Source organism: Bradyrhizobium sp. Pha-3 (assembly GCF_042258615.1).
Taxonomy (GTDB): Bacteria; Pseudomonadota; Alphaproteobacteria; order Rhizobiales; family Xanthobacteraceae; genus Bradyrhizobium.
On record NZ_CP170152.1, the window covers coordinates 7266207 to 7290328 of the forward strand.

Annotated in this window: 17 protein-coding genes; 11 read left to right on the forward strand and 6 right to left on the reverse strand. The window is 59.7% G+C overall.

The genetic code is table 11. The features are described from left to right. Window positions 1–1202: 1202 nt before the first annotated feature. The 6 genes from ACE10Z_RS34130 to ACE10Z_RS34155 all read left to right on the forward strand — a co-directional run bounded on the left by ACE10Z_RS34130 (window position 1203) and on the right by ACE10Z_RS34155 (window position 7434). Window positions 1203–2717: an FAD-dependent oxidoreductase gene (locus ACE10Z_RS34130; RefSeq protein ID WP_375784715.1), complete on the forward strand. Its 1515-nt coding sequence runs from the start codon at window positions 1203–1205 to the stop codon at window positions 2715–2717. A 28-nt stretch (window positions 2718–2745) separates the two neighbouring features. Further along, window positions 2746–4053: an aminotransferase class III-fold pyridoxal phosphate-dependent enzyme gene (locus ACE10Z_RS34135; RefSeq protein ID WP_375784716.1), complete on the forward strand. Its 1308-nt coding sequence runs from the start codon at window positions 2746–2748 to the stop codon at window positions 4051–4053. Window positions 4054–4077: 24 nt separating this feature from the next. Then, window positions 4078–5025: a sulfotransferase gene (locus tag ACE10Z_RS34140; RefSeq protein WP_375784717.1), complete on the forward strand. Its 948-nt coding sequence runs from the start codon at window positions 4078–4080 to the stop codon at window positions 5023–5025. A 98-nt stretch (window positions 5026–5123) separates the two neighbouring features. After that, on the forward strand, window positions 5124–6266 hold the full coding sequence (locus tag ACE10Z_RS34145) for an MFS transporter (RefSeq protein WP_375784718.1): 1143 nt from the start codon (window positions 5124–5126) through the stop codon (window positions 6264–6266). Further along, on the forward strand, window positions 6263–6652 hold the full coding sequence (locus tag ACE10Z_RS34150; RefSeq protein WP_375784719.1) for a hypothetical protein: 390 nt from the start codon (window positions 6263–6265) through the stop codon (window positions 6650–6652). Before ACE10Z_RS34145 ends, ACE10Z_RS34150 begins: the two co-directional genes overlap by 4 nt. After that, complete coding sequence (locus ACE10Z_RS34155; protein WP_375784720.1) at window positions 6649–7434, forward strand: hypothetical protein; 786 nt, start codon at window positions 6649–6651, stop codon at window positions 7432–7434. Before ACE10Z_RS34150 ends, ACE10Z_RS34155 begins: the two co-directional genes overlap by 4 nt. A 1185-nt stretch (window positions 7435–8619) precedes the next feature. On the opposite strand, the gene ACE10Z_RS34160 is transcribed toward ACE10Z_RS34155, so the two are convergent. Then, window positions 8620–9267: an FkbM family methyltransferase gene (locus ACE10Z_RS34160; RefSeq protein WP_375789985.1), complete on the reverse strand. Its 648-nt coding sequence runs from the start codon at window positions 9265–9267 to the stop codon at window positions 8620–8622. A 958-nt stretch (window positions 9268–10225) separates the two neighbouring features. On the opposite strand from ACE10Z_RS34160, the gene ACE10Z_RS34165 reads away from it, so the two are divergent. The 5 genes from ACE10Z_RS34165 to ACE10Z_RS34185 all read left to right on the forward strand — a co-directional run bounded on the left by ACE10Z_RS34165 (window position 10226) and on the right by ACE10Z_RS34185 (window position 19128). Then, window positions 10226–11041: a hypothetical protein gene (locus tag ACE10Z_RS34165; protein WP_375784721.1), complete on the forward strand. Its 816-nt coding sequence runs from the start codon at window positions 10226–10228 to the stop codon at window positions 11039–11041. 833 nt (window positions 11042–11874) lie between these two features. Further along, window positions 11875–14247, forward strand: a complete 2373-nt coding sequence (locus ACE10Z_RS34170; protein WP_375784722.1) for an LPS-assembly protein LptD — start codon at window positions 11875–11877, stop codon at window positions 14245–14247. A gap of 492 nt (window positions 14248–14739) precedes the next feature. Next, window positions 14740–15054, forward strand: coding sequence for a co-chaperone GroES (locus ACE10Z_RS34175; protein ID WP_342710144.1), 315 nt, complete (start codon window positions 14740–14742; stop codon window positions 15052–15054). Window positions 15055–15138: 84 nt separating this feature from the next. Beyond that, the gene (gene groL / locus ACE10Z_RS34180) at window positions 15139–16779 is read left to right on the forward strand and encodes a chaperonin GroEL (protein WP_375784723.1); all 1641 of its coding nucleotides are present in this window, start codon (window positions 15139–15141) and stop codon (window positions 16777–16779) included. Window positions 16780–17580: 801 nt separating this feature from the next. Then, entirely contained in the window at window positions 17581–19128 is a 1548-nt protein-coding gene (locus tag ACE10Z_RS34185) for an acyl-CoA dehydrogenase family protein (RefSeq protein WP_375789986.1), read from the forward strand. Between the two features lie 320 nt (window positions 19129–19448). Here the strand turns inward: ACE10Z_RS34185 and ACE10Z_RS34190 are convergent, their stop codons facing one another. Genes ACE10Z_RS34190 through ACE10Z_RS34210 form a run of 5 tightly spaced genes read right to left on the reverse strand, consistent with a single transcriptional unit; the run spans window position 19449 to window position 24102 of the window. Then, window positions 19449–20168, reverse strand: a complete 720-nt coding sequence (locus tag ACE10Z_RS34190) for a hypothetical protein (RefSeq protein ID WP_375784724.1) — start codon at window positions 20166–20168, stop codon at window positions 19449–19451. A 12-nt stretch (window positions 20169–20180) separates the two neighbouring features. Then, window positions 20181–21323 (reverse strand): alanine racemase, encoded by a 1143-nt coding sequence (gene alr / locus ACE10Z_RS34195; RefSeq protein WP_375784725.1) that lies wholly within the window; start codon window positions 21321–21323, stop codon window positions 20181–20183. Between the two features lie 16 nt (window positions 21324–21339). Next, the gene (locus tag ACE10Z_RS34200) at window positions 21340–22404 is read right to left on the reverse strand and encodes an NAD(P)/FAD-dependent oxidoreductase (RefSeq protein ID WP_375784726.1); all 1065 of its coding nucleotides are present in this window, start codon (window positions 22402–22404) and stop codon (window positions 21340–21342) included. After that, window positions 22401–22742: a cupin domain-containing protein gene (locus ACE10Z_RS34205; RefSeq protein WP_375784727.1), complete on the reverse strand. Its 342-nt coding sequence runs from the start codon at window positions 22740–22742 to the stop codon at window positions 22401–22403. The genes ACE10Z_RS34200 and ACE10Z_RS34205 overlap by 4 nt, the downstream gene beginning before the upstream one ends. Before the next feature lie 49 nt (window positions 22743–22791). Beyond that, window positions 22792–24102: a lysine N(6)-hydroxylase/L-ornithine N(5)-oxygenase family protein gene (locus tag ACE10Z_RS34210; protein ID WP_375784728.1), complete on the reverse strand. Its 1311-nt coding sequence runs from the start codon at window positions 24100–24102 to the stop codon at window positions 22792–22794. Window positions 24103–24122 lie beyond the last annotated feature (20 nt).

The following is a 24122-nucleotide window of genomic DNA, read 5'->3' on the forward strand; positions in this document are numbered from 1 at the left end:
GCTACGAGTCCATCCATGGACGGAACGCGACATGCGCCCCACGCCCGCCGATGACTTAGCTGCGTGTCGGGGGCGGGAGTTTGAAATTTCGTGCGGGGGCAACTCAAAGGCCTTGAATCGTACGTGGCGTCACGTTGTACGATCTCATCGTAGGTCACGCGGATCCCCGACAAGTCGACGGGGGCCACAGCTTGCTGCCAGTGGTGAGACAATGATGCCAATGCGGTCGATGTCTGTACAGCAGAGGGCGATGCCGGTGCCCCGATCATCGCCTACGAGATCGCGCGAACGGACTCCGAGTGTTTGCCTCCGAACAAGGTGGTTCTTCCCGGCCCCTCACTGGCGGATGTCCACATGGGATGCCGCCTTGCTGTGCTTTGCGGTCGACACGTTGACGCCCGTGTCGGGCCGCAGCGTGAAAAATCGTCTTGGTAACAAAGGAGGCGACGCCAGGTTTGTCCGACATCGATCGTTTCGTAATTAGAATTTGCGGTGAATATTTCGCCGCAAATAACCGTCGGCAGGCCTCCCTCTGTCGACGGCAGTTGGCGGGATGCTTAACGGCCTCGCTCCCCCAAGACTGACTTCCGCCCGGCCCTCGAAATGAGGCCGGGCGTTTTTTTATCGACAATGAAGGGCAGCTTGGTGTTCTAGCCCGCGTCTGATGATTGTGAAGAGTTAGCAAGACAAACCCTGTACTGGCGGCTCGTCACCACGGGATCGCCTTGCCTTCTCGCGACCAACGATTGTACAGGCACGAGTGTTGTTTGCACCGACCAACCCGTTGCCAGCGAGATCGGGACCTCAAAAACGCCCCCCGCATGCCCCCCGACGCAACCGGATTCGAGGAGTATCGGCGAGCGCCCGTTCGATCGTTCAAAAACACAGGCGGGTGGATTGGACAACGGACTGAAACTCACAAATCTTTTCGAGAGTCCTACCGCCTCCGGAAAGCGGCTTGGTCATATTCATGCGATTGCCGCCATGAAGGGCTTGAATCGCACGTAACGTCACATTGTACGATCTCACGGTAGCTCGCGATGATCCTTGGCAAACAGCGAGGCCATACCGGGTAATCCGGGGCTCTCGCATAGACCTGCCGCGCGCTCAGCGCTGGATATGGCAATTGTCTCACGGCAGCTGGTCATTAATGAATAGGACGCGATTGCGCACCATCGATGTTCGTTGCCGGAGGGTGGGATATGACGGCCGATATTGTTGATGTATGCGTAATCGGGAGTGGTGCCAGCGGCTCGACAGTAGCCTACGAGATCGCCCAACACGGATTGCGAGTGCTCCTTCTCGAACAAGGTCGGGCGCTTCCTCCCGACGCCTCGTTGGCGAGCGTCCAGAATGGCATGGATACCGCCTTGGTGCGGACTGCGGCAGGTACGATGACGCCGTTCGGACGTCCGTGGACCGTCTGCGCGCTCGGCGGCGGAATGACCTTGTATGCCGGAATAGCCTTCCGATATCGCACTATTGATTTTGACGCGCGAGCACATGTGGCCGGGGACGCGCTCGACCCGACCTGGCCGATCAGCTACGCCGAACTACGCCCGTTCTATGAGGAGCTGGAACGGCGCATGGGGGTGGCCCGTCTAGCCGGGGCGGACCCGCTCGAGCCGCCAAGCGATCCGCCCGTTCAGCCCCCGCATCAGTACAGCGCGCAGGGCCGGTTGATTGCCGATGCGGGCGGACGCCTAGGCCAGCTACCGTTCCCCACCCCGTTGGCAATCAACTCGGTGCCATATCGCGGCCGGCCAGCCTGTCACTGCGACGGACCGTGCAACGAACATCTGTGTCCAACCGGCGCGAGGGCCGACGCACGCTCGCCGTTTACCGATACCTCCCTGTCACCCGGCGCGCTCACGGTTGCGCTTGGCAGCAAGGCCGTCCGCATCGATCTGGGCAACGTCAGCCGTGCGGACTCGGTGGAATGGCTGGACACTCTCAACCAACAACGCGCTCGGGTCCGCGCCCGCTGCGTGGTACTCGCCGGCAACGCAGTGCAATCTGCCGCCCTACTGCTACGGTCGGCGCAGCGAGCAGCGCCCAACGGCATCGGCAACGCCTCCGGCATGGTCGGCAGTGGCATCTCGTTTAAGATCAGCGGCTACGTGTCCGGTTGCACCACGATCGATCCGCCGGCCGCGCACCCGGCCGGCAGCCCCTTCTCCACCGTCGCGATCTCCGATCACTACCTGGACGACGAGGCTCCTTCGGGGCTCGGCGGAACGATCTACGAAGCAAGTCGGGCTGAGCCCACGGACCAAGACGGAAAGATAAAGCTACGGCTGCATTTCCTGGCGGCCGACCAGCCCATGCGCAGCAATGCGGTCCGACTGGCCAACAGTCGGGACGGGCTGGGTTTGCCGAAGATCATTCTCGACTACTGGACCCACCCGCTGGACAAACGCCGGTTGGGCTATTTGTCCCGATGCGCGTCAAACCTGCTGGCCGAGGCTGGTGTGGAACAAGTCGATTATCAGGATTCCAATTATCAGTTTGGCAGTGGGCATCTGCATGGTGGCTGTCGGGCCGGGATCGATCCGACACAATCCGTGGTCGACCGCTGGGGCCGGGTGCATGACGTTGACAATCTCTATGTCGCGGACGGCGGCTTCTTCCCCTATTCCGGAGGCGTCAATCCGACCTTCACCATCCAGGCGAACGCGCTGCGGATCGCTCGAAGAATAGTCACGCAGCTGACCTAAGGGCATGATCATCAAACGGAGACGGCTCATGTCCATCACCAAGCCTACTGTCACCGCGGGCGCCACCGACGGGCACAGATCCGCACTACGCCGCGCCCTGCGTGTCACCGCCTCGGAGAAATGGGATCTCAACAGGCGTTTTCCGGTCGTGATGACGCGCGCTTCAGGCGCGCATGCATGGGACATCAACGGAAAGCAATACGTCGATTTCACTTCGTGTAGCGGGGCCGCGCCGCTCGGAGCCGGATATGAGCCGGTCATGGCGCATGCAGCCGCCGAGATGCGCCGTACCGGTGGCATCTTGCCCGGGCCGCTGTCGCTGCACCGGGTCGAACTGGCCGAACGGCTGGCGGAGATTTTCCCCGTCGCGGAACGCTCAATGTTCTTCCGCACCGGATCGTGCGCGACCACCGCCGCCGTCCGCCTCGCCCGCGCGTTCACGGGCCTGAACCATGTGCTTACCAGCGGATATCATGGCTGGCACGACTGGCAGTTGCAGGACCGGCCGGAGATGGGGCTGCCCAATCGCGACGGGGACAGCGTGGATTTCCGTTACAACCTGGACTTGCTCGACGAACTGGCAAGTGTCCAGCGCGTCGCCGCGGTGATCGTTACCCCCGAGGTTAACTTCTTCCCGCCCGAGTACCATCAGGAACTGCAGAGGCTGGTGCATCGGCACGGCGCCCTGCTCATTCTTGACGAGGTGATGACCGGATTCCGCTACGCCTTTGGCGGCTACCACATGGCGGTCGGCCTCACTCCAGATCTGATCACACTGAGCAAAGGACTGGCGAACGGAATGGCGCTATCCGCAGTGGCGGGGCGGGCAGACGTACTCGCCGCCGGCGAGAAGACATACATGGGCAACACCTACCAGCGCGAGGTCACCCCGTTCGCAGCCGCACTGAGCACCCTGCACGCGCTGCGCGACGGGACCATGCTGGCCCGGATGCGCGAGGTTGGCGAGCAACTGATCAAGGGGCTCAACGAGGTATTCGCCAGACAGCAGGTCGCGGCATGGGCGTTCGCCTGGCCCACCATGTTCGACGTCGTGTTTGCCGACGCCGAACTTGGTCACGACTTCTTCCAGGAGATGTGGGCGCGGGGCTTCCTCATGCAGTACGGCGGGCGCTTCATGCCATCGGCGGCGGTGTCCGACGCCGACGTGCAGGCGGCTGTCGAAGCTGCTGGAGAGGCGCTGCCGGCGTCGCTGTCCCGCATGGAGAGCTCCGGTGGCGACCCGGATCCAGTGGCGGCCGCCGTACGGTTCGCCAGAGATCGTTTTGTGGCGACCCCGGGGGCGGTTCGGCGCTGGTTCACCGCACCCGTCCACTGATGAGCAGCACCTCGAACAGAGAACATGGCCATGCCGCAGCCCGATCCATTTTCCACATCGCCAGTGCTGCTCGGTGGTGAGAACCGCTCGGGCACTACCTTGCTGAGCATCGTACTGGACTCGCATCTGGATCTGGTAGTCGGGCCGGAGATCGACTTCCTCGAACCGCCCAATCTAGGACCACACATACTGCGCGCGATCGACCTGCTTGCGGCCGGCGATTCCCGAGTCACGGGCACGACCAAAAACACGATTGATCCGTTCTGGTATGACGGGGTGCATTTTGTGGTGCAGTGCCGCCGGTTCGGTCTCGACTTTGATGACACGCGCGAGCTGGTCAGCAAGGTCGTGGTCGAGGCGGGCAATGACATTGTTTCGTTCGCCGACCGATGCCGGCTCATCAACGAGATCGGTGAGTTGCGCAGAGCGCGCAGCGAAGCCCGGCGCTGGGGATTGAAACTGCAACGTAAGATCACCAAGATCGACGACTTCGCCCGGCTGTGGCCGCGTGCACATTTCGTGCATATCGTGCGGGACGGTCGCGACGTTGCCGCCTCGCATCTGAAAACCGTTCCCGATTGGGGGTACCGAACTGTTGCTGACGCCGCGCACGGCTGGCTTGACGTGGTGTCCCAGCCGCATCGGATCGCGCCACCCGGGCGTTATCTCGAGGTGCGTTACGAGGATCTTGTAAACAGCCCCCGCCCCACTCTGACTCGAATCCTCGCCCATCTCGGCTTGCCCTGGGACGAGGCCGTGCTGCGTCACGCCGAATACGAGCACGCATTGTTCGAACAACCGCACGGTCATCCGGCGGCGGAGGCTGCAGGAAAGCCGCTGCACCAAGGTCGGATCGGTCGTCACGTCCAAGATCTGACGCGAACCCAGATTGCCGAGTTCGAGCAGATCGCCGAAAGCGAGCTGGCCCGACTAGGGTATCTTTCGGCCCCAAGCCTGTCTGGCGACGCGTGAGGCACCGGCCCCGTTCCGCCGCGCCTCGCGGACTGCCACGCAGCTACCTTGCACTGCTCGTCGGCCAGACCATTTCGCTGCTGGGCTCCAACGTAACCATGCTGGCGCTGCCGCTGACCGCAATTACCTTGCTGGACGCGGGACCGGCGCAGACGGGGCTGCTGCTGGCCTGCGGTCGAGCGCCGTGCCTGGTTGTGAGCCTGTTCGCCGGAGTCATCGTGGACCGCCTCCCGCACCGGCGCATCCTTTTGACCGCCAACGTGGTGATGGCGGCAATGCTGGCCACGATTCCGTTGTTCGCCAGCCTTGGACATCTTGGAATGGTTCAGCTTTATACGACAAGCATACTGGTTGGGGTTGCCGCGGTGATCGCGGACGTGGCTTATCTGGCGTGCATACCCACGGTCGTAGACCGCTCTCAGCTGGTTCGGGCGCAGAGTTCACTGGAGCTTAGCCAGGCGAGCGCGATGGCTGTGGGTCCGTTCCTCGCCGGTTGGCTCGTCAACGCACTCTCCGCCCCGACCGCGATCCTGGCGGACTCGGTCTCGTTCCTGGTTGCCGCCGCGTTGCTTTCGCTGGTGCCGATGCGTGCCGCCGGCTGCTCGGCAGCCGCGTCCAGCGCGGTGCTCGGCCAAGTGGCCGAGGGGCTGGCGGGCGTGTTTGGCAATCCGGTATTGAGGGCCGTCACGTTGGCCAGCGGCACATTCATCTTTTGGCACAACGCGTATTCTGCGGCTTTTCTGCTGCATCTGACCAAAGACCTCGGGTTCGACAGCCGGATCATCGGCATGGTGCTTGGCATCGGCGCACTTGGCGGTGTGGTCGGCGCCGCCAGCTCACCGTGGGCGGGCCGGGCAATCGGACTCGGCCCGGTCTTGATGATCGGTTTGGCGGTGAGCGCCGCGGGCATGAGCTTGGCGGCCCTGCTCATCCAACCCTTCTGGGCCGCGGTGGCATGCGTGGCGCTCTCCCAATTCATTCTGTGGATCGGCCAAGGGATCTACAACGTGCAGCAGGTTCCCATTCGATATGCGTTGGTCCCGCAGCGCTTGCAGGGCCGGGTCAATGCGAGCATTCGCGGCGTAGTGTGGGGACTGGGTTCATTGGGTGCGCTGGCCGGCGGCGCGGCCGCTGGTGCGACAGGCCTGCGCGCCACGTTGCTCGCGAGCAGCGTGCTTGGTACCGCCTCGATCATTTGGATTTGGCTGTCGCCGTTGCGCCACACGCGCAGCCTGCCGTGACCATCGCGACGGACCTGCGCATGGACATCAAAGAATTTGGCGATATTGATCGGCAGCCGGTTCGGCTGGTGGTGTGGCGAGTCACAGTTCCCGACCCTGTCAGCTGGCGGCGCGACCCGCGCCGTGCGTCCCATGTTCAGGAGGAACATCTTCGCTCTGCGGACGGTGGGCCAGGCTGGCTCGGCGCCGCGTTCGAGTTGCCATTACGCAGCCGCTTGGCCAAGAATGGATCAGCCCTTCATCGCGCCACGATTGATCCCGGCGCGGCCGCGCTAGAGCAAACCGTGGTGGTGACTGCGCAGGTCCCGACGAAATTGCCCAGCTGCTGGAAGACCTGTTCGACGCGGAGACCAACCCGCTGCGCTGGCCGGCTTATGTCTTCTTGACGATCAGCCGGCCAACATCCACGAGCCTCCTGCTCGCCTCCGACCACTCCGTCAGCGATGCCTACTCGATGGCCATGGTTCCATATGAGATCCGCGAGCTGTACACAGCCGCGATCCATGGTGGGGCGCCTCGGTTGGCACCGGTGCACAGCTATCTGGACCACGCTGAGTCCGAACGAGAGCGACTGAGCGACCTGACCGATGCCCATCCTGCAGTTGGCCATTGGGGCGACCTGATTGCAGCGAACGACGATCAATTGCCGGATTTTCCGCTACCACTCGGTGCGCCGGAAGGAACCCTACAGCGCACCGAACGAATGTGGCTGCTCGATGCGGCCGGGGCATCCGAATTCGATCGCGGGTGCAGGTCCCACGGCGGAAACGCGGCGACGGGGATTTTCGCTGGCGCTGGCAGGAAAGACACTGGCGAACCAACGACAATTCCACACCGTGGCGCCTTTTCACACCCGATACGATCTGCGGTCGATGCGTTCGGTTGGATGGTATGTCGGGATGAGCCCGGTCAGCTTCCGGGTGGCCGATACGTTGCCGAAAATCCTGCGCGCTGCCCGGCTCGAACCCAAACGCGCCAAGACGACAGCTCAGGTACCATTTCAAAGGCGATGGAGCTGCTCGGCGCCGCGCTGCGCGACCGCTTCATCGTATCCTATATGGACAACCGAACCGTGCCCGGGCCGGACTGCTGGCCGCAATGGCGGACGAGATTCCTGATTGGTCGTCGTTCTGATCCTTGCAAGATATACCTATGGGTCAGTCGCTAGCAGGACGGACTTTGCGTGAACTTCTGTTATCTCCGCACCGCCATCGCGCAAACCGCGATGGACGACTATCTCGCTGAAGTGGCCGCGCAGGCCGCCTGATCAGCGGCGCTCGTCCGCGCCGCGGCTCTCAATTGACCGCCTGGGCGCCAGTTAGTTGGCCTTTCTTGGCGCCGAACACCGGCTCCCGATACGATCGCAATCACCCGTTCAGAAGCAGGAGCACTCTCAGGAGATCATCCGATCGTCAACATGCCGGGAGCGCGTCGTGTGGGAGGCGCGCGCCATCGAAGCATATGCCCCGTCAACCCGGCAGTAACGTGGTGCCAGCGAAATTGCTTGCGGGCGGCCAGTGAGAGATGAGGGCCATGATCGCAAGGCTAAGCCAAATGAGTGTTGTTCCAGACAGTGACAGGCACGATGCCGACTGGCATGTTGAATTTACAACAACCCAGATATTGCGAGCTAGCATCCTGGCATGCATATTTTTTGCATTGAGCTAGTGTGGCACAGCCGTTGCAAAGTCTTCACTCAATAGGTGGATTCGTCCCTGCCCGGCGGACCGAATGGTTCTGCGGGATCATGAGCTGCTGCAGTCATATTCGCACGCGATGACGCAGATGACCTTCGAATGAGGCTTGCCACCACCGACGTAACGAAGAGATACAGACCCATTTATCAGGGTTTGAAGAAGCCGAAGAAGGAAGCCAAGGCGCGGGCTGCGCATCAACTACGGCAGCGAGGCGTCTATCTTGTCGCAGGCCAATGAGCAACCCCAACGAGAGGACCATGCGACAAGCTCATCCAATGAGGGACCACGCTCTCCATGCACCCCGTCTCACGGGCGATCTCAATCTGGCCGAACGCTAATGCGTCAGTTCGCTTTAACTGAGACAACAATAGAAACGTTAAGCGCGTGACGAAACTGGCGCATCTGAAGGAATTAAGAGAACTGATGCAGTTGCTTTGGCATTTGTTCGAAGCAGTGCACCAGCTTCCCAGAGGGCCAGAGCATTCAGCAGCCGTTCAGAACATTAAACGCTTTGAGCGCCGGCTGGTCGTGTTGGTTCAAGAATCTGAAAGAGCTCGGGCTGCTGACCGCGAAGTCGCCGGTCCTGCCGGCTCGCACAATAATAGACCCCGTGGCCCAGTCCTACGGCAATCAACGAGACGCCGGATAGGCAGCCGTTAGAAGCGCGTATTCTTGAGCAGTACATCACCTTCCACGTCGCGGGGATAATGGGCTGCCACTTCGAATGACGGTAATAGGTCGAGAATGGCCTGCAGGGACAGCTGCCCTTCGTAGAGCTCGCGGTCGCTATATTCCGTGTAGATGAAGCGCGTGTTGCCCACGGTCTGCGTGCCGCCGGCGATGACATCGGCCTCCGCTCCTTGGACATCCATCCAGATGAAATCGACGGTATTCAGATTGGCCTCGCTGCACCAATCGTCCAGCCGTCGGGTTTCTACCGAGAACGGGCGATCGAACCGAACCCAATCATACTCGGTAAGATGATTTTTCGGGCGGCGTATCGAGCCGGAGAGGTCCCATTCCTTCGCATCACCATCTGCATTGCTTGGATGGAAGTCGATCACCCCGTTTCGATCACTGATCGCGATTTCGAGCAGCTTCACCCTATCGAGGGACGGGCCCAGCTTCTTCTTGAAGCGGGCGATCGCTCGAGGGTCTGGCTCAAAGCAGTAGAGCTGAGCTTGTGGGCACAGGGTGAGAAACTGTTGCGTATCGGTTCCGTCATTGCAGCCGATATCCAAGATGACCGGATTCGGCTTCTGAAGAAGTGAGACGATGTGCTGATGTACTTCTACAGATGACACAGGTTCTTGTTCCTTGGGCGCGGCGATCGGTTGAATCTCTTTCTCGAACCCGCAATCACACGCCGGACGCTCCGGCACAATTTATATCAACGTATATAATCCATATGCCGGCCCAGCCCCTTTTATCCGTGATGGCCATCTGGACGGCGTGACACAAATGGGAGCCTGTCGCAGCGGGAGCCGCAGCAATTGCCCTGCAACGACCGTTCTATCGAGGAAGCGGGTACATCGGGACGTGCACGAGAAGCGAATAGCGAATGCCGGTGTGGCGCTCCGGCGGCCGAACGATCGGCTTCGCCGCACTTTATCCGTTGGCCGCTCTTGATGGAGCGGTCGATGACAGAGTAATCGCTCCCGCGCAAAAATGACCAATTACCTCGATCACAGTTGCGACCAGCCAAATTTCATCCTGCCAGCTGACCGTTGCCCTTCCAAATCTGCGCAGTCGCGATCTTTCAGAATCGCAGTCATAGATTGTTCGGCCTAGAGCGGAACGGGTTCACGCGGATCGTTCGTGATGGCGAACTCCAGATCGGCCGATCTCCGCTCAAGGATGACCACCGAAGTCCTCGCACGGATACGCGCCCCCCCAAAAAGCGGGTCAACCGGCAACAGCGAGCTTTCAATGTTGCTGGTGCCCGTATTCCGACTACTAGCATCGAATTTGTCAGGTTCGAGACAGTATCGATGTCTCGAACGCACGCACATACCACGAAGGATTCGCAAATCTGCATTGTGCACGAGGCACGGCACTTGCTTTTGTTCAGGGCATTGTCACCCGACTTTCGGGGCGATGATGTGGTGACGTTTCACGTACGACGTCGTTTTGCTTTTGAGAGAAGCAAAGACCTTGGCAGTTTTTGGGGTAGTGACATCTGAGCCACTGGCGAGGGGAGCGATTAGTCGTCGGCGATCGCCTCGTCACCATCGGCGGTGGCCGATTCCACGATCCAAATGTTTGCCGCACCTGTATCTCGCGGGATTGAAGTTGCTCGCCGCCGCGTCCATGTTGGTGGCCAGCATACCTGGAGCGCCGGCCACCGACTCGAATGACCGTGGTTCGACAAGTTCTCGAGCAAAGTTCCTTGCGCTATACATTTTGGATTTCAAGCACTCGCAACGACGTCCTGTGCTGACCAACCCCGTCGTCGACCTTTTCTGTATCGATCGGGCCAATGCTCCGCTGGCTACCGCCAGCTTTCCAGCACTCTCGTGTCTTCGTCATTGGCCGGAGTCTCTGAGCAGCAATGAGCAACCAAGCTGCACTCGTCACATTCTAAAACACTGCGCGCAAGATCAAGTTGCCGAATTTGCTGGAACGGGAGTTTTCGGGCAGCAGCGTCCGAAACTCTTTGCGGATGGGCTAGGAAATTTTGACCTGATAGCCACTCCCGCTTCCGTCGGAAACCATACATTTACATCCTCGAACGGGACCAAAATCACCTACACCCTGATCATGGCCTTTAATGCCAGCCGCAATGCCTTTGGACCTCAGGTGTATATGGACGCAGACAATAAAGCTGCGGCGTGCGCGATCTCGCCCTCCGACACGGAAACAATCGACGGATTCCGGAATTCGCTGGCTGACGCTTTCGTCCAAGAGGCTGCCGATCCCGGCACAGGACTTCCTCGCGTAAACGTCGAACGATCCATTGCGGATGACTGGGCCGCCAAGGCTACGAATGGTATCATGAGCCGTTGTCTGCTGGCGAACAATGATGGTGGCGCTCCAATAATGATAGCCGCTCATGGATCGGGTCTTGACCTTTATTGAGTTCAGCCTGCCTTGGAACCACCGTTTCCAGAGGAGCTTCTGCAACCGAAGACATGGGTGATGCTTGCTATTGGGCGATGCAAGTTCTGGCGTCCAAAGTGAAACAGCATCGATCCCGTCGCAGGCGCAGCACCGGCAGTTGAAGGCCACTGATTGCTTTCTCGGCCGCTAAGAACGCGCCCATCTAATTGGCCTTTTTCACAGAAGTAAAGCCGGCCAGAAGACGGACGGAAATTCAGGAAGGTTCGCTGAGGGCGAACACGTGCTCAACGAGCGCAAGATCGTCCGGCCCGACCTAGCGGCATGCTGAAGTAGCTTCTGGTATGGCAGACGCGGCGCGACTGCCTTAGCCGGTTGCTTTCACGAGGCGGGTCACTCGCAAAGCAACGCGCATTGTATCCATCTCGCTTACGGGCGTTAACGCCGGCCGAGAGTGCGGTGTGGCAGCGGTGATTTCGCGGACTGGAGCTTCGAGAATCGTCACCATTGACAATTCATGTTGTTGTCGCGGCGATCGGCGTCCGATCTGAGACGTCAATGTCGCAGACCCTACGGTACGACGGCAGGGTTCGCCGACGTCACCAGAGATGCAATGGCACGTCGATTGCTTCAGATGCGAGGCATTTCGTTGTGTCGATGACGGATCGCAGCCCCTTTAACGGTTCAGATGGGACCTCGTCCGATTGATTCAAATTAGTGCTATGATGGGGCTGTCGCGTGGGTCGTACGACGCGCTCGTTAGCTGGGATTGTTGCGGTGCTTCTCCCGGTCGGCAGGTATGCCTTGCTGAGCTCGTGGAGTGGCTATGCGCGATCGCTCGCCGCCGAGGCTTAATGCTTATCATCGCGGTTGCTATTGCGACCGCTTGCGGCGTTATTGCGCCCGCGACCGCATGGGCGCAAGGTTTCATCTACAATCAACATCAACCGCGAGCTACCCGGCCAAACGTGATCGACGACAACCACATACTCGTTCAGGCGATCGAGGTCGATTACGACTACAACAACCAGCATATCTCGGCCGTCGGCAACGTGCAGATGTTCTATAACGGCACCAGCGTGGAGGCCGACAAGGTCATCTACGACCAGAAGACCAAGCGTCTTCATGCCGAAGGCAACGTCCGCATGACCGATGCGGAAGGCAGGATCACCTACGCCAACATCATGGATCTCAGCGACGACTACCGCGACGGTTTCGTCGATTCGCTGCGCGTCGATACTGAAGACCAGACCCGGATGGCGGCGACCCGCGCCGATCGGTCCAGCGGCAATTACACGGTGTTCGACAACGGCGTTTATACCGCCTGCGCGCCCTGTAAGGATGACCCGAAGAAGCCGCCGCTCTGGCAGGTCAAGGGCGCGCGCATCATCCATGACCAGACCGAGAAGATGCTCTATTTCGAGAACGCCCAGATCGAGTTCTTCGGCGTTCCGATGGCGTATCTGCCCTTTTTCTCGACGCCCGATCCGACCGTGAAGCGCAAGAGCGGCTTCCTGATGCCGGGCTTCACCTCGTACACAGCGTTCGGCTACGGCGTCGAAATCCCCTATTATTGGGCGATCGCGCCTGACATGGACGCCACCTTCAATCCGCGCATCACGTCGAAGCAGGGCGTGCTGTTCCAGAGCGAATTCCGCCAGCGCTTGGCGGACGGCTCCTATCAGATCCGGCTCTACGGCATCGACCAGCTCGATCAGGACGCCTTTACCGGCCAGCCCGGCGACCGCCAGTTCCGCGGCGGCATCGAGACCAAGGGTCAGTTCGCGCTGAACGACAAATGGGTGTGGGGCTGGGACGGCGTGCTGCTGTCCGACTACTATTTCATGTCCGACTACCGGCTCGCCCAGTACAAGGACCCGTTCGGATCGTTCCTGTCGCTGCCCACCGAGGCGATCTCGCAGCTTTATCTGACCGAGGTAGGCAACCGCGGCTTCTTCGACGCGCGCGCGATCCATTATAAGAGCTACTCTGGCAAGCAGAACCAGGTTCCTGTGGTCGCGCCCGTCATCGACTACAACAACGTGATCAACAGCCCGATCCTGGGTGGAGAGTTCAGCTACAAGATGAACTTCGTCAACCTGAGGCGCGAGACCGCGGTGTTCGATCCGATCACGACGACCGCCAATACCAGCAGCCTGTGCTTGACCACGTCCGCCGATCCGATGGCGCGAACGCCGTCACAGTGCCTGTTGCGCGGCATGCCGGGCACCTACACCAGGCTGACGGCCGAGGCGCAGTGGCGCAAGTCCTACACCGACCCGTTCGGCCAGATCTGGACGCCGTTCGCCAGCATCCGCGCCGACGCCATCAACACCGACGTCTCGAACCAGCCGGGCGTTTCCAACTTCCTGCCGGTCGGCGACACCCAGACGGTCCGCGTGATGCCGACCGTCGGCTTCGAATACCGTTACCCCTTCATCAATGTGCAGCCGTGGGGCACGACGACCGTCGAGCCGATTGCGCAGGTCATCATCCGGCCGGACGAACCCAAGGCCGGCAAGCTTCCGAACGAGGACGCACAAAGCTTTGTATTCGACACCAGCAACCTGTTCGCGGTCGACAAGTTCTCCGGCTACGACCGCGTCGAGGGCGGCAGCCGCGCCAATGTCGGCGTGCAGGCCACCACGCAGTTCGATCGCGGTGGCAGCGTCAAGACGATGTTCGGACAGTCCTACCAGATGTTCGGGCTGAATTCGTTCGCGGTCACCGACATGACCAACACCGGTGTCGACTCCGGCCTGCAGAACCCGCGCTCGGACTATGTCGCGAGCGTCGCCTATTCGCCGAACCACACCTATACGTTCAGCATGCGCTCGCGGATGGACGAGGCGACCTGGAACATCAACCGGTTCGAGGCCCAGGCCAGCGCGAACTTCGAGCGCTGGTCTGCAAGCGTGATGTATGGCGACTATGCCGCACAGCCGGAACTCGGTTATCTGGCCCGCCGCGAGGGTATCATGACCTCCGGTTCGCTGAAGGTCGCCACGAATTGGGTGGTGACGGGTTCGGCGCGTTGGGATCTCCAGACCAACAAGATCAATCAATATGTTCTCGGCGGCGGCTATGTCGACGATTGCTTCGTGCTGGCGGCGAACTTCGTAAGCTCCTACAACTACTCCGTTGGTTCGGCACCGCCCGTGCTGAACAAGACCTACCTGCTCACTATCGGTCTACGAACGATTGGGGCAAATTCGGTCAGTTTTTGAGCGATGTGTCACTCCTGGAGAGGGACAATGCACATTATGGCTCTCTTAGAGCAGGCAGCTTCCTACACGGAAACATAGCCTGAATTTTCAGGATGGTTGGTGTACTTGTTGTGCAGCGTTAGGGTCACATTCATCGAGCGCAGCTCTTTATGGATCCTTGTGCATGGCTCGCTTCGCCGGCGTCAGCTGCTAATGCTGCCATCAGACGAAACAATCATGTGCAGCCCCCGCCCTGTCAGGCTGCCAGTGCAATGTTGAGTAAACCCTAGGCTCGATGTGTTTTGACGAAACGCAATGTCATTTTCGCAACAGCTTGGCGGGCTGTGTACATGAGGGCGTTTGCTTCCGGACGAACACATACGGAGGCCATGCGTGTGATTCAGCAGAATTGCAGGTAGGGATCGCCCCCTCATCTTTGGCCTGTCTCTTGCTATAACTGGGTTGTTCACAATCTGCCCATCGTCAACTCGTTCAAATGCTCAGGAGGCCTGCATGAATTTCCGTCCGCTTCACGACCGCGTCGTGGTCAAGCGCATCGACGCTGAAGAGAAAAGCGCTGGCGGCATCATCATTCCCGACACCGCCAAGGAAAAGCCCTCGCAGGGCGAAGTCATCGCAGTTGGCCCGGGCGGCCGTGACGAGACCGGCAAGCTGATTCCGATCGACGTCCAGGTCGACGACCGCGTGCTGTTCGGCAAGTGGTCGGGTACCGAGGTCAAGATCGACGGCCAGGAGCTGTTGATCATGAAGGAGAGCGACATCATGGGCGTTCTCACCGACGTGTTTTCCAAGAAGAAAGCCGCCTAATCCAGCGCTCGCACCGCTCACCCTGACGAGCGCCCGCCGGGCGCGCTGAAGGATGAGAAGATAAAAGGACTGAGGGAATTCATTATGTCAGCCAAAGAAGTCAAGTTCGGCGTAGACGCGCGCGACCGCATGCTGCGCGGTGTCGACATCCTCGCCAACGCCGTGCAGGTCACGCTGGGTCCGAAGGGCCGCAACGTGGTGCTCGAGAAGTCGTTCGGCGCTCCGCGGATCACCAAGGACGGCGTCGCCGTCGCCAAGGAGGTCGAGCTGGAGGAGAAGTTCGAGAACATGGGCGCGCAGATGGTGCGCGAGGTCGCTGCCAAGGCGGCGGACGCCGCCGGCGACGGCACCACCACCGCGACCGTGCTCGCGGCTGCCATCGTGCGCGAAGGCGCCAAGTCGGTCGCCGCTGGCATGAACCCGATGGACCTGAAGCGCGGTATCGACCTCGCGGTCGACGCCGTCGTTGCGGACCTCCAGAAGAACTCGAAGAAGGTCACCTCGAACGACGAGATCGCCCAGGTCGGCACCATCTCGGCCAATGGCGATGTCGAGATCGGCAAGTTCCTCGCCGACGCCATGAAGAAGGTCGGCAACGAGGGCGTGATCACGGTCGAAGAAGCCAAGTCGCTCGAGACCGAGCTCGACGTCGTCGAGGGCATGCAGTTCGACCGCGGCTACATCTCGCCCTACTTCGTCACCAACGCCGACAAGATGCGTGTTGAAATGGACGACGCCTACATCCTGATCAACGAGAAGAAGCTCTCCTCGCTGAACGAGCTGCTGCCGCTGCTCGAGGCCGTGGTGCAGACCGGCAAGCCGCTGATCATCGTCGCTGAAGACGTCGAAGGCGAAGCGCTCGCCACCCTCGTCGTCAACCGCCTGCGTGGCGGCCTGAAGGTCGCAGCCGTCAAGGCTCCGGGCTTCGGCGATCGCCGCAAGGCCATGCTGCAGGACATCGCGATCCTGACCGGTGGCCAGGCCATCTCGGAAGACCTCGGCATCAAGCTCGAGAACGTCACGCTGCAGATGCTCGGCCGCGCCAAGAAGGTGATGATCGACAAGGAAAACACCACGATCGTCAACGGCGCCGGCAAGAAGGCCGACATCGACGCCCGCGTCGCCCAGATCAAGGCGCAGATCGAGGAGACCACCTCGGACTACGAGCGTGAGAAGCTGCAGGAGCGTCTCGCCAAGCTCGCAGGCGGCGTCGCGGTGATCCGCGTCGGCGGCGCGACCGAGGTCGAGGTGAAGGAGCGTAAGGATCGCGTTGATGACGCGATGCATGCGACCCGCGCGGCTGTCGAGGAAGGTATCCTGCCGGGCGGCGGCGTCGCCCTGCTCCGTGCTTCCGAGCAGCTCAAGGGCCTGCGCACCAAGAACGACGACCAGAAGACCGGCGTCGAGATCGTGCGCAAGGCGCTGTCCTGGCCGGCCCGCCAGATCGCGATCAACGCCGGTGAGGACGGTTCGGTCATCGTCGGCAAGGTCCTCGAGAACGATCAGTACGCTTACGGCTTCGATGCGCAGACTGGCGAGTACAGCAATCTTGTCTCCAAGGGCATCATCGATCCGACCAAGGTCGTGCGTATCGCGGTCCAGAACGCCTCCTCGGTAGCGGCACTGCTGATCACCACGGAAGCGATGGTTGCCGAGCTGCCGAAGAAGAACGCCGGCGGCCCCGCAATGCCTCCGGGTGGCGGCATGGGCGGCATGGACTTCTGATCAAGCCCTTCAAAGCATCGATGACATGCACGACCCTGGCAGCAATGCCAGGGTCTTTGGAATTCGGGCGGGGTTGCAACGATCCGCAGGCTGACGAGATTGGGCGAATGCGGAATCAAGACTTGGCGACCTCAGAGGTCGATCTGCAGGCCGCCGGTCCGCCCCAGGTGGTCGCAGCACACGTTGACTTCCTGGCGTTGCGGCCCCATCCAGTCTCGCCGCAAACCGGCAAGCTTTCGGCTCGGATCCAGCAAATCATCGGCATTTCCCCGCCACCGGCGAGTGCGGCTGGAGGCAGACGAAAGCGAACGACCGCAAGAAGTTGCGAGCCGGGGCTTCGGCAACCGAAAGCGTATGAGGCTTATAGTCAGACGCCGCTTTGCAGGCGCCATTGAGCATCCCACTTTATCCATCGACGTTGCGCACGGGCACCTCATCTATTTTGCTCCGTAGCTAGGCCGCGAAGCGCCTGCAAAAGCGGAAGTGCTTTCGTTTCGGTGAACTCCTCTCAAGCGAGCATCGTCTCACTCCGCCTGGGGGCATGACGGACCGCTCGCCAGGCTCTCCTTGGGAGAATCACAACTCAATGACTGGTGGTCACCGACCAAACCAGGGTTTCCTCCGAGAGGCCATATCGACAAGACGCATCTCGATGTGAGCTCGCGCAGCGCTCTGCGATGAACCCGATCTTGGGCAACCTCCTTCCACTGCGCTCGCATCCATGCATACCAATGTCTATTCGAGCTAGCCACGGGGATGATTGGCACGAAGCGCAGGTGCACTCATTATGGTCTCATGGACATGTACACTCGAGTTGACTCCCTATTCGAGGAGACGCAGGAACGCACAGCTGAAGGCGGTGCACCTGGCCTATATTCCAGTTTAATCGATGACCTCAGTCAGTTGAATTTCGCAGATGCAGATGAACGTCGAGCATTCCCTCCGACCCTACACAGCATATTGGCAAGGCATGGACTCTTCGGGCTCACTGCACCCGCCGAGCACGGCGGATTAGCTCTTCCCTTGCAAGAGGCAATCGATCTCATCTCCGCCACTGCATCCTTCGATATCTCGGCTGCCTCTACCCTCGTTATCCATAACTTCCTGGCGTTGCCCTGCATCGAAGCGGCACCGCACATCCCTGAACAGAAGCATGTCATGTGGGGTGCCACACGCGGCGACCTTTGCGCTTTCGCTTTGACGGAGCCTGGAGCTGGCTCTGCCCCGCGGCACATAGAGGCTTCGGTTTTCATAGACGAAGATAGAGTTCGCATCTCTGGCCGCAAGATTTGGATTGGCCTCGCTGACTGGGCTCGCTGGATCGTTTGCTTTGCGCGAGCCTCTGGTCCCGGACATGCGAAAGGTCGGCTTGTCGGTGTGCTCGTTGATAGGCAGGCCCCGGGCCTAAAGGTCACGCACGAGCATCGCACACTCGGTCTGCGTGGCATCATTCAAAATACCCTGGAGTTCCAGAATGTCGAGGTGCCGAGCGCTTACGTGCTCTCTCGCGATCAAGACGGCTGGGGGGCAGCGGCATCCAGCATGAACCGCGGGCGTATCGGCGTGGCTGCTATGGGTCTTGGAGCCCTTGAGCGCGCGATCCAGGTCGCAGCCTCATATGCAAGCCATCGTCGACTGGGCAAGCTGCGCTTGATTGAGAACAGCTATATCGAGCAGTTATTTGGGCAGCTGGTGCTCCGGCGGGAAGTAGTGAAGGCAATGCTGGCGGCGTCCTGCCGACTTGTCTCAGCGCAGGGCGGCCCCAACGTCCACCTTGCGTCGGCAACGAAGGTTTTGTCGTCGGAGTGGTGCGGCCTCGTCGCTGATCAATGCGTCCAGCTGTTAGGTGGCCGTGGTTACGATGAGGGAACGCCTGTAGCTAAAATCTATCGAGACGTTCGCATTCTCCGCATCTTCGAAGGTCCGACCGAGACGCTCCTATCACATCTCGGCCGCTGCCTTCTTTCTAGAGCCACACGTGACGAAATAGCCGATCTTTTTCTTTCTCTTGATGCGGCGCCAGTCCATGCTGCTGCGATTGAGGAACTCGCTGGGCTCAATGAGACAGACGGTGCCGTGCTCATTTACGCGGGTTGGCTCACCACACTGGGACTGGCACAAGCCGTCATGTCTGCTGGTTGCTTCTCCGCGTCAGATTGTGCCAATGCCGCGGCTGACCTGGTCAGTTCCGAATTAGCAACTCTCCGTACTCGAGCGCCGGCACGCCTGTCTTTCGAAGGCCGCATTCGCGCTAGTCGAACTCTGAATACCTTCCTTCAAGACGCAGCTTCCTCCATCCGCTCACCTGTCCTCACAAACGATTATCTCAAGTTGGTGCAGTACGTCTGACATCCTAGCTAGTAGGGCGAGCGAGGGCCGCTACACTGCCGGCATTGCAAGCGCGCCGATTGGCGCTCGGCCGTCAGCGAACGCTTGCTCCAAGCCAACAAATCGGCGATCGGGCGGGCTCAAGGCGGACGCGTATCGCGCGAGCCTTGAGCCAGCTCGATCACCGGCCAGCTTGACCTACCGCTCCTCCGTGGAGCGCGGGGACACGCGTGGAAAGCCGGAGCGTGCGGCATGTTCGGCGGCCGATCCTACCGCGCTGGCCGAAGGCGCCGTGCAGCTCGCCGATCAAGCTTCCTGATGCGCGGGTGGCATTATCCTGATCACTGTATTTCAGAATTACTCCTTTTGAAATGGAGGAAGTGACAGACATCATAGCACTCAGCATTGCTTAAGTGGAAGCCACGGGCCGATATGCGCCTCTCCAGAAAGAACGGATCGAAAGCGAACGCCTGGAACCCGTTGGAGCAGTCTAAGCGGACATAGTCATCGGTTCGCACCACACCCTGCACGGAGATGCCACAAAGATCATAGTATTCGAGGCGCGCAACCGTTGCGGTCTCGCTCGTTGAAAAGAGCGACAAAGCAAGATCGAAGGGTGCCCGGCAGACCAGTGTGAGAAATTCCATTGGCGCATCCATCGTACCGAGAAAATTGAACGGCAATATGCAAAGCACCCGTCCGCCATATCGGATCATTATCTCATTGATCAGCCGGGTTCTTTTGAAGAATTTGTTAGCCTCACATCGGATAACCGCTCCGCGCCCATTTTTTAACCGCCGTGCACGAGGTGGGTTTATATCGATGCCAAGGTAATCATTGTAATCGCCTTTGACGCCGATCAGGCGATAGCCGTTACAACCTACCTCAATGATCAAATCGTATCGGCTCGCGCGCAGGAGATCGCGATAGAAGCGTCTCTCATAATCATGGAACCGACGCACCTTGGCGGTGAAGTGGTTCGGACACATGAGACGCATGCCTGCGTCGCCGAGATAGATCGCTCGATTGACTTGCTCCGATTGGTGGGCGGAGGAGTTCACCGTTGCCTCACATCATTTCGCTGAAACATAAAGTCTGCAGCACCGCCGCCCAATTGCTGTGGTCAACTCATCGCTCAGCATTTTTGCGGCTGACGCCATATCTTCCACAGTTTGCTCGGGGCAGATCAGGTCGACCAAAGTGCCCGGCGTCGTCCAACTCTCGGGCAGATCTGTCACGTCAACAGTCATAAGATCCATCGAAACGAAGCCGACGATTGGCACACGCGTCCCACATATAAAGGCATACCCTCGATTGTCCAGAACGCGCGGGAACCCATCTCCGTAACCGATGGAGGCCGTAGCGACCCGCATCCGCCTCTCCGCGCGGTAGGACCCGTGATATCCGATCGCTTCCCCACGCTTTACCTTACGGCATTGAATGATTTGCGTTCGCAGGCCCACGACTTGCGACGGCTTGAAGCAGGGATCATCGGAAGTCGAAAGGCCGAAAATCCCTCCACCGCACCTTATGAGGTCAAAATGAAATTCACGTCCGGCGAGTAGTCCCGCCGAGTTCGACAGCGAAAGAATAGCTTTCGGGAACAAATGGGTGAGTTTGCGGAAGCGCGTCAACTGTTGAAGACTGATCTCGTTTCGCCACTCGGCGCAGGCGAGCTGACTCATGAACAGCGCTACGGGCAATTCTGACAGCCCGGTTTCATTCTCGGCGATTGTCTGCAACTCATCAATGGGAAAACCCAGTCGAGACAGGCCGGTGTCGACATGGATACCCGCTGGCAACGCGCTTTTGCGCAGGCGGCAATGCCGAAGCCAGCCCTCCAGTTGCTCCCTGCTGTTGAGAATCGGCAACAAATCATGCTGCTCGGCCAGCAGCTCCATACCTGACATAACGCCGTGGAGCATGTAGATCTTTGCAGAGGACGGCAGCACATCGCGCAGGGCAATGCCTTCCTCCATATCGGCTACAAAAAAATGCGTACAGCCAAGGTGAGCAAGGAAGGGCGCTATGCGCGCCGCGCCAAGGCCGTAGGCGTCGGCCTTGACAACTGCGCCGCAGGCGCTGTTTGGCGCAAGCGCCTGACACTTCCGATAATTGGATTGAATGGCGCTGAGATCAACAATCATGGTCGATCTCGAGCGATCGCGACAACCGGCATCTGCGAATTTGCGCGAGAGGTTGACTTCGTCCGGCATGACCCCCTCATGGCGACTACGGCGCATACAGGGAACGTATTGCCTCTTCCGCACAGGCCGGCCCAAAGCGAAACCCGTTACCTGCTCCCCCACCAATCACGTACAGGCCGGCGACATTGCTAGCTGGCCGGGAGAACGGGACACCATCGTCAGAATAGCAATCGCAGAACACACGCGCAGACGCCACCGCGGGCACGTCCGGGGAGAACCATTTTGCCAAAATTGCGGTGGCGCGCGCGAGATCATCCGGACTGACATGCAGCCCATCGGTGTCGGGCTTCACATCCCATTCCTGTGAGGTAAAGCTGAACAACCAGTATCCCTCCTCGATCATGGGAATGAGGAAAGCGTAGTCGTCGAGCAAGCCGATCATTGGACACGTCGGGGTGGGGCGCGCCGCCAAGTGAAGCGCGACCACCTTTTTAACTCGCAAACGCGGCTCCTCTGCGAGAAGCTCACGCAGGGGTGAATCGGGTAGCCACGGCCCAATTGCCAGGATGGCCCGCCTCGCCGTGATTTCGCCGCCATCAGAGGTTCGGAGAAGAAGATTGCTTCGTCCCTGCCGTATCCTTTCAATAGACGTCTTTTCGCATATCGAAACACCGACGGCTTTGAGCCTTTGGGCCAGATCCTGAACAATGGAATTCACTGGACTGTAAGAACCCCGATCCAGTGCCACAGCCATACCGCCGGGGATCACAAAACGAGGCAGCGAGGAAAGCCTGTCGGTCAGTGCAAAAGAAGTTGACGGGGTAGCACCGCCCACGCCACTCAGTCGGGCGAGTTCGTCGGGAGCGCGTGTTAACCAATACACGTCACAGTCTCGGCCGTTGCGCCAAAGCCCATGGGGATAAATACCGCGCCAGAACTTGGAACCAGGATTGACGAGGCTTCTTTCCTTTTCATTACGACAGATGTTGACTTGGATTCCGGGAGCAAACCCACTGGCACCTGCCCCAACGGTACCTCGTTCGAAGATGACGATTCTTTCCCGCGGACTATTGCGCGCTGCGATGAAGGCAGCACTCAGGCCCATGACGCCGGCGCCAATGACGGCAAGATCACAAATCCCGTTGGTCATCGGGCTTCTTTCCAGGAGATGGACAAGGCGCTCAAAACGTCACTGCCGCAATTTTCCAAATGATGGGTTCGATCCGGCTGCAGAAACACCAGGTCTCCTGCCGTGACCACCAACTCACCATCGTCAGTTATCACCCGACCGTGGCCGCTCGTGATGCGCCAGATCTCGTGGGACGGATGGGAATGAGGCGTCGACACCGCAAACGGATCCAGCCGGAATTCGATGAGTTCGACCGGACAAGCGGTCTCGGGATCAGCTATTTTTTCGACGTGCTGAACCAATACACCGGGGCTATAGACCGTCATGTCGCCCAGGCTCATCAACTGCGCATTCTTCATAGTGTACTCCGAATGAACATAGCGTGGTGGCGGCATGCTGCCGCGTTTTTCAACAAGAGCCCTCGAAGCCAACGCTACTCCACTTGACGACGCCCGTTGCAGGTCGACAATCGTAAACGACGTGGCCGATGATAGAATTGAGGATCGTTGAAGCGCGCCAAGGAACCAAGCTCAGATTTGTATCAGCGATGCCATGTTGAAAGCGCGCGCCATTCTGGACGTATAAGCGACATTCTTCGGGGCCATCAAAACGAGCCGAAAAGTCCGGCTCGACCACGATCTCCTGGGAGCCGCCGGGGGCACTCACGACCGTGAGCCGGCTTGCGATCGGCTCCAGGAACGCAGGGATTTCGGTGCGGTAGCCCGTGGCTAAGACCACAATATCAGCGATATGCTCTGAACAATCGCCTGTCGTCCGCTGTCGCAAGCCCAAGCGAAACGGAGATAGGCCGCGCAAGTCTTCGACGCTGGTGTCGACGCGTATTTCTACGTGTGTCGGGTAAGCCCGCTTATGAACCTCGCGGTCGTACAGCGCGCTGTAGATAGCGCGAAGCGTCGAACTGTTGACGCCATCGCTGGCCAATGACTGTCGCTCCAGAATTTGAGTTCGCGTGGAGTCACTTTGCCCAAAGAACCAACCGCCATATTGCGGAAAGAACCATTCATTGACGAAAGGGCTGTCTTCGAGCGCGAATATGTTTGCGCGGCGCGTCACCCATGTCAGAGCCTCCAGCGCGCCGCATGCACCACTCAGGAGATGAAGAAATATTTCGGCCCCGCTTTGCCCGCCGCCGACGACCACAACGCGCTTGCGCGACAATTCGCGGCGCTGGAGTAGAAGGGTACTCGCGTGAAACACCTCATTTGGTGGTGCATTGCGGCCCCAATCAGGGATCGACGGCACTCTTCCCACGCCAAGCACAGCCGTCGATGTCTGATATCTGCGGCGACTGGTTATGACCTCAAAGGAGTTGCCGCGGAGTTCGAGAGCAATAACATGTTCGCCAAATCGAATGTTCGTCAGCTTTTTCGCTGCCCATCGCAAATAATCTTCGAACTCACTCCGGCAAACCCGCTCGAGTCCACGGACAATGGCTTGATAAAGTCGTCTTTGATCATGCAAATAGGCGAGAAAGCTGTATGCGCTCGTCGGATCCGCCGGTGTGACCAGGTCCTTTAATGGGCTCGTCTGCATAACGGCGCCTCCTATGAGCAGGCCCGGATGCCACTGAAGCGTCTCTGACCTTTCCAGGATGTGCAGAGACATTTCCGGGATCGGTGCCGCGAGCGCTGCCAAGCTTAGATTCGCCGGCCCGGCACCGATCGCGATTACGTCACAGCAATCGCTGTCCTTCGACATCCCATCATCCCTGAACGGAG

Bases quoted from the DNA above. Each gene is read 5' to 3' on its own strand.
- ACE10Z_RS34130 (WP_375784715.1), top strand. From the start codon at position 1,203: ATGACGGCCGATATTGTTGATGTATGCGTAATCGGGAGTGGTGCCAGC.
- ACE10Z_RS34135 (WP_375784716.1), top strand. From the start codon at position 2,746: ATGTCCATCACCAAGCCTACTGTCACCGCGGGCGCCACCGACGGGCAC.
- ACE10Z_RS34140 (WP_375784717.1), top strand. From the start codon at position 4,078: ATGGCCATGCCGCAGCCCGATCCATTTTCCACATCGCCAGTGCTGCTC.
- ACE10Z_RS34145 (WP_375784718.1), top strand. From the start codon at position 5,124: ATGCTGGCGCTGCCGCTGACCGCAATTACCTTGCTGGACGCGGGACCG.
- ACE10Z_RS34170 (WP_375784722.1), top strand. From the start codon at position 11,875: ATGCTTATCATCGCGGTTGCTATTGCGACCGCTTGCGGCGTTATTGCG.
- ACE10Z_RS34175 (WP_342710144.1), top strand. From the start codon at position 14,740: ATGAATTTCCGTCCGCTTCACGACCGCGTCGTGGTCAAGCGCATCGAC.
- groL (WP_375784723.1), top strand. From the start codon at position 15,139: ATGTCAGCCAAAGAAGTCAAGTTCGGCGTAGACGCGCGCGACCGCATG.
- ACE10Z_RS34185 (WP_375789986.1), top strand. From the start codon at position 17,581: ATGTACACTCGAGTTGACTCCCTATTCGAGGAGACGCAGGAACGCACA.
- alr (WP_375784725.1), bottom strand. From the start codon at position 21,323: ATGCCGGACGAAGTCAACCTCTCGCGCAAATTCGCAGATGCCGGTTGT.
- ACE10Z_RS34200 (WP_375784726.1), bottom strand. From the start codon at position 22,404: ATGACCAACGGGATTTGTGATCTTGCCGTCATTGGCGCCGGCGTCATG.
- ACE10Z_RS34205 (WP_375784727.1), bottom strand. From the start codon at position 22,742: ATGAAGAATGCGCAGTTGATGAGCCTGGGCGACATGACGGTCTATAGC.
- ACE10Z_RS34210 (WP_375784728.1), bottom strand. From the start codon at position 24,102: ATGTCGAAGGACAGCGATTGCTGTGACGTAATCGCGATCGGTGCCGGG.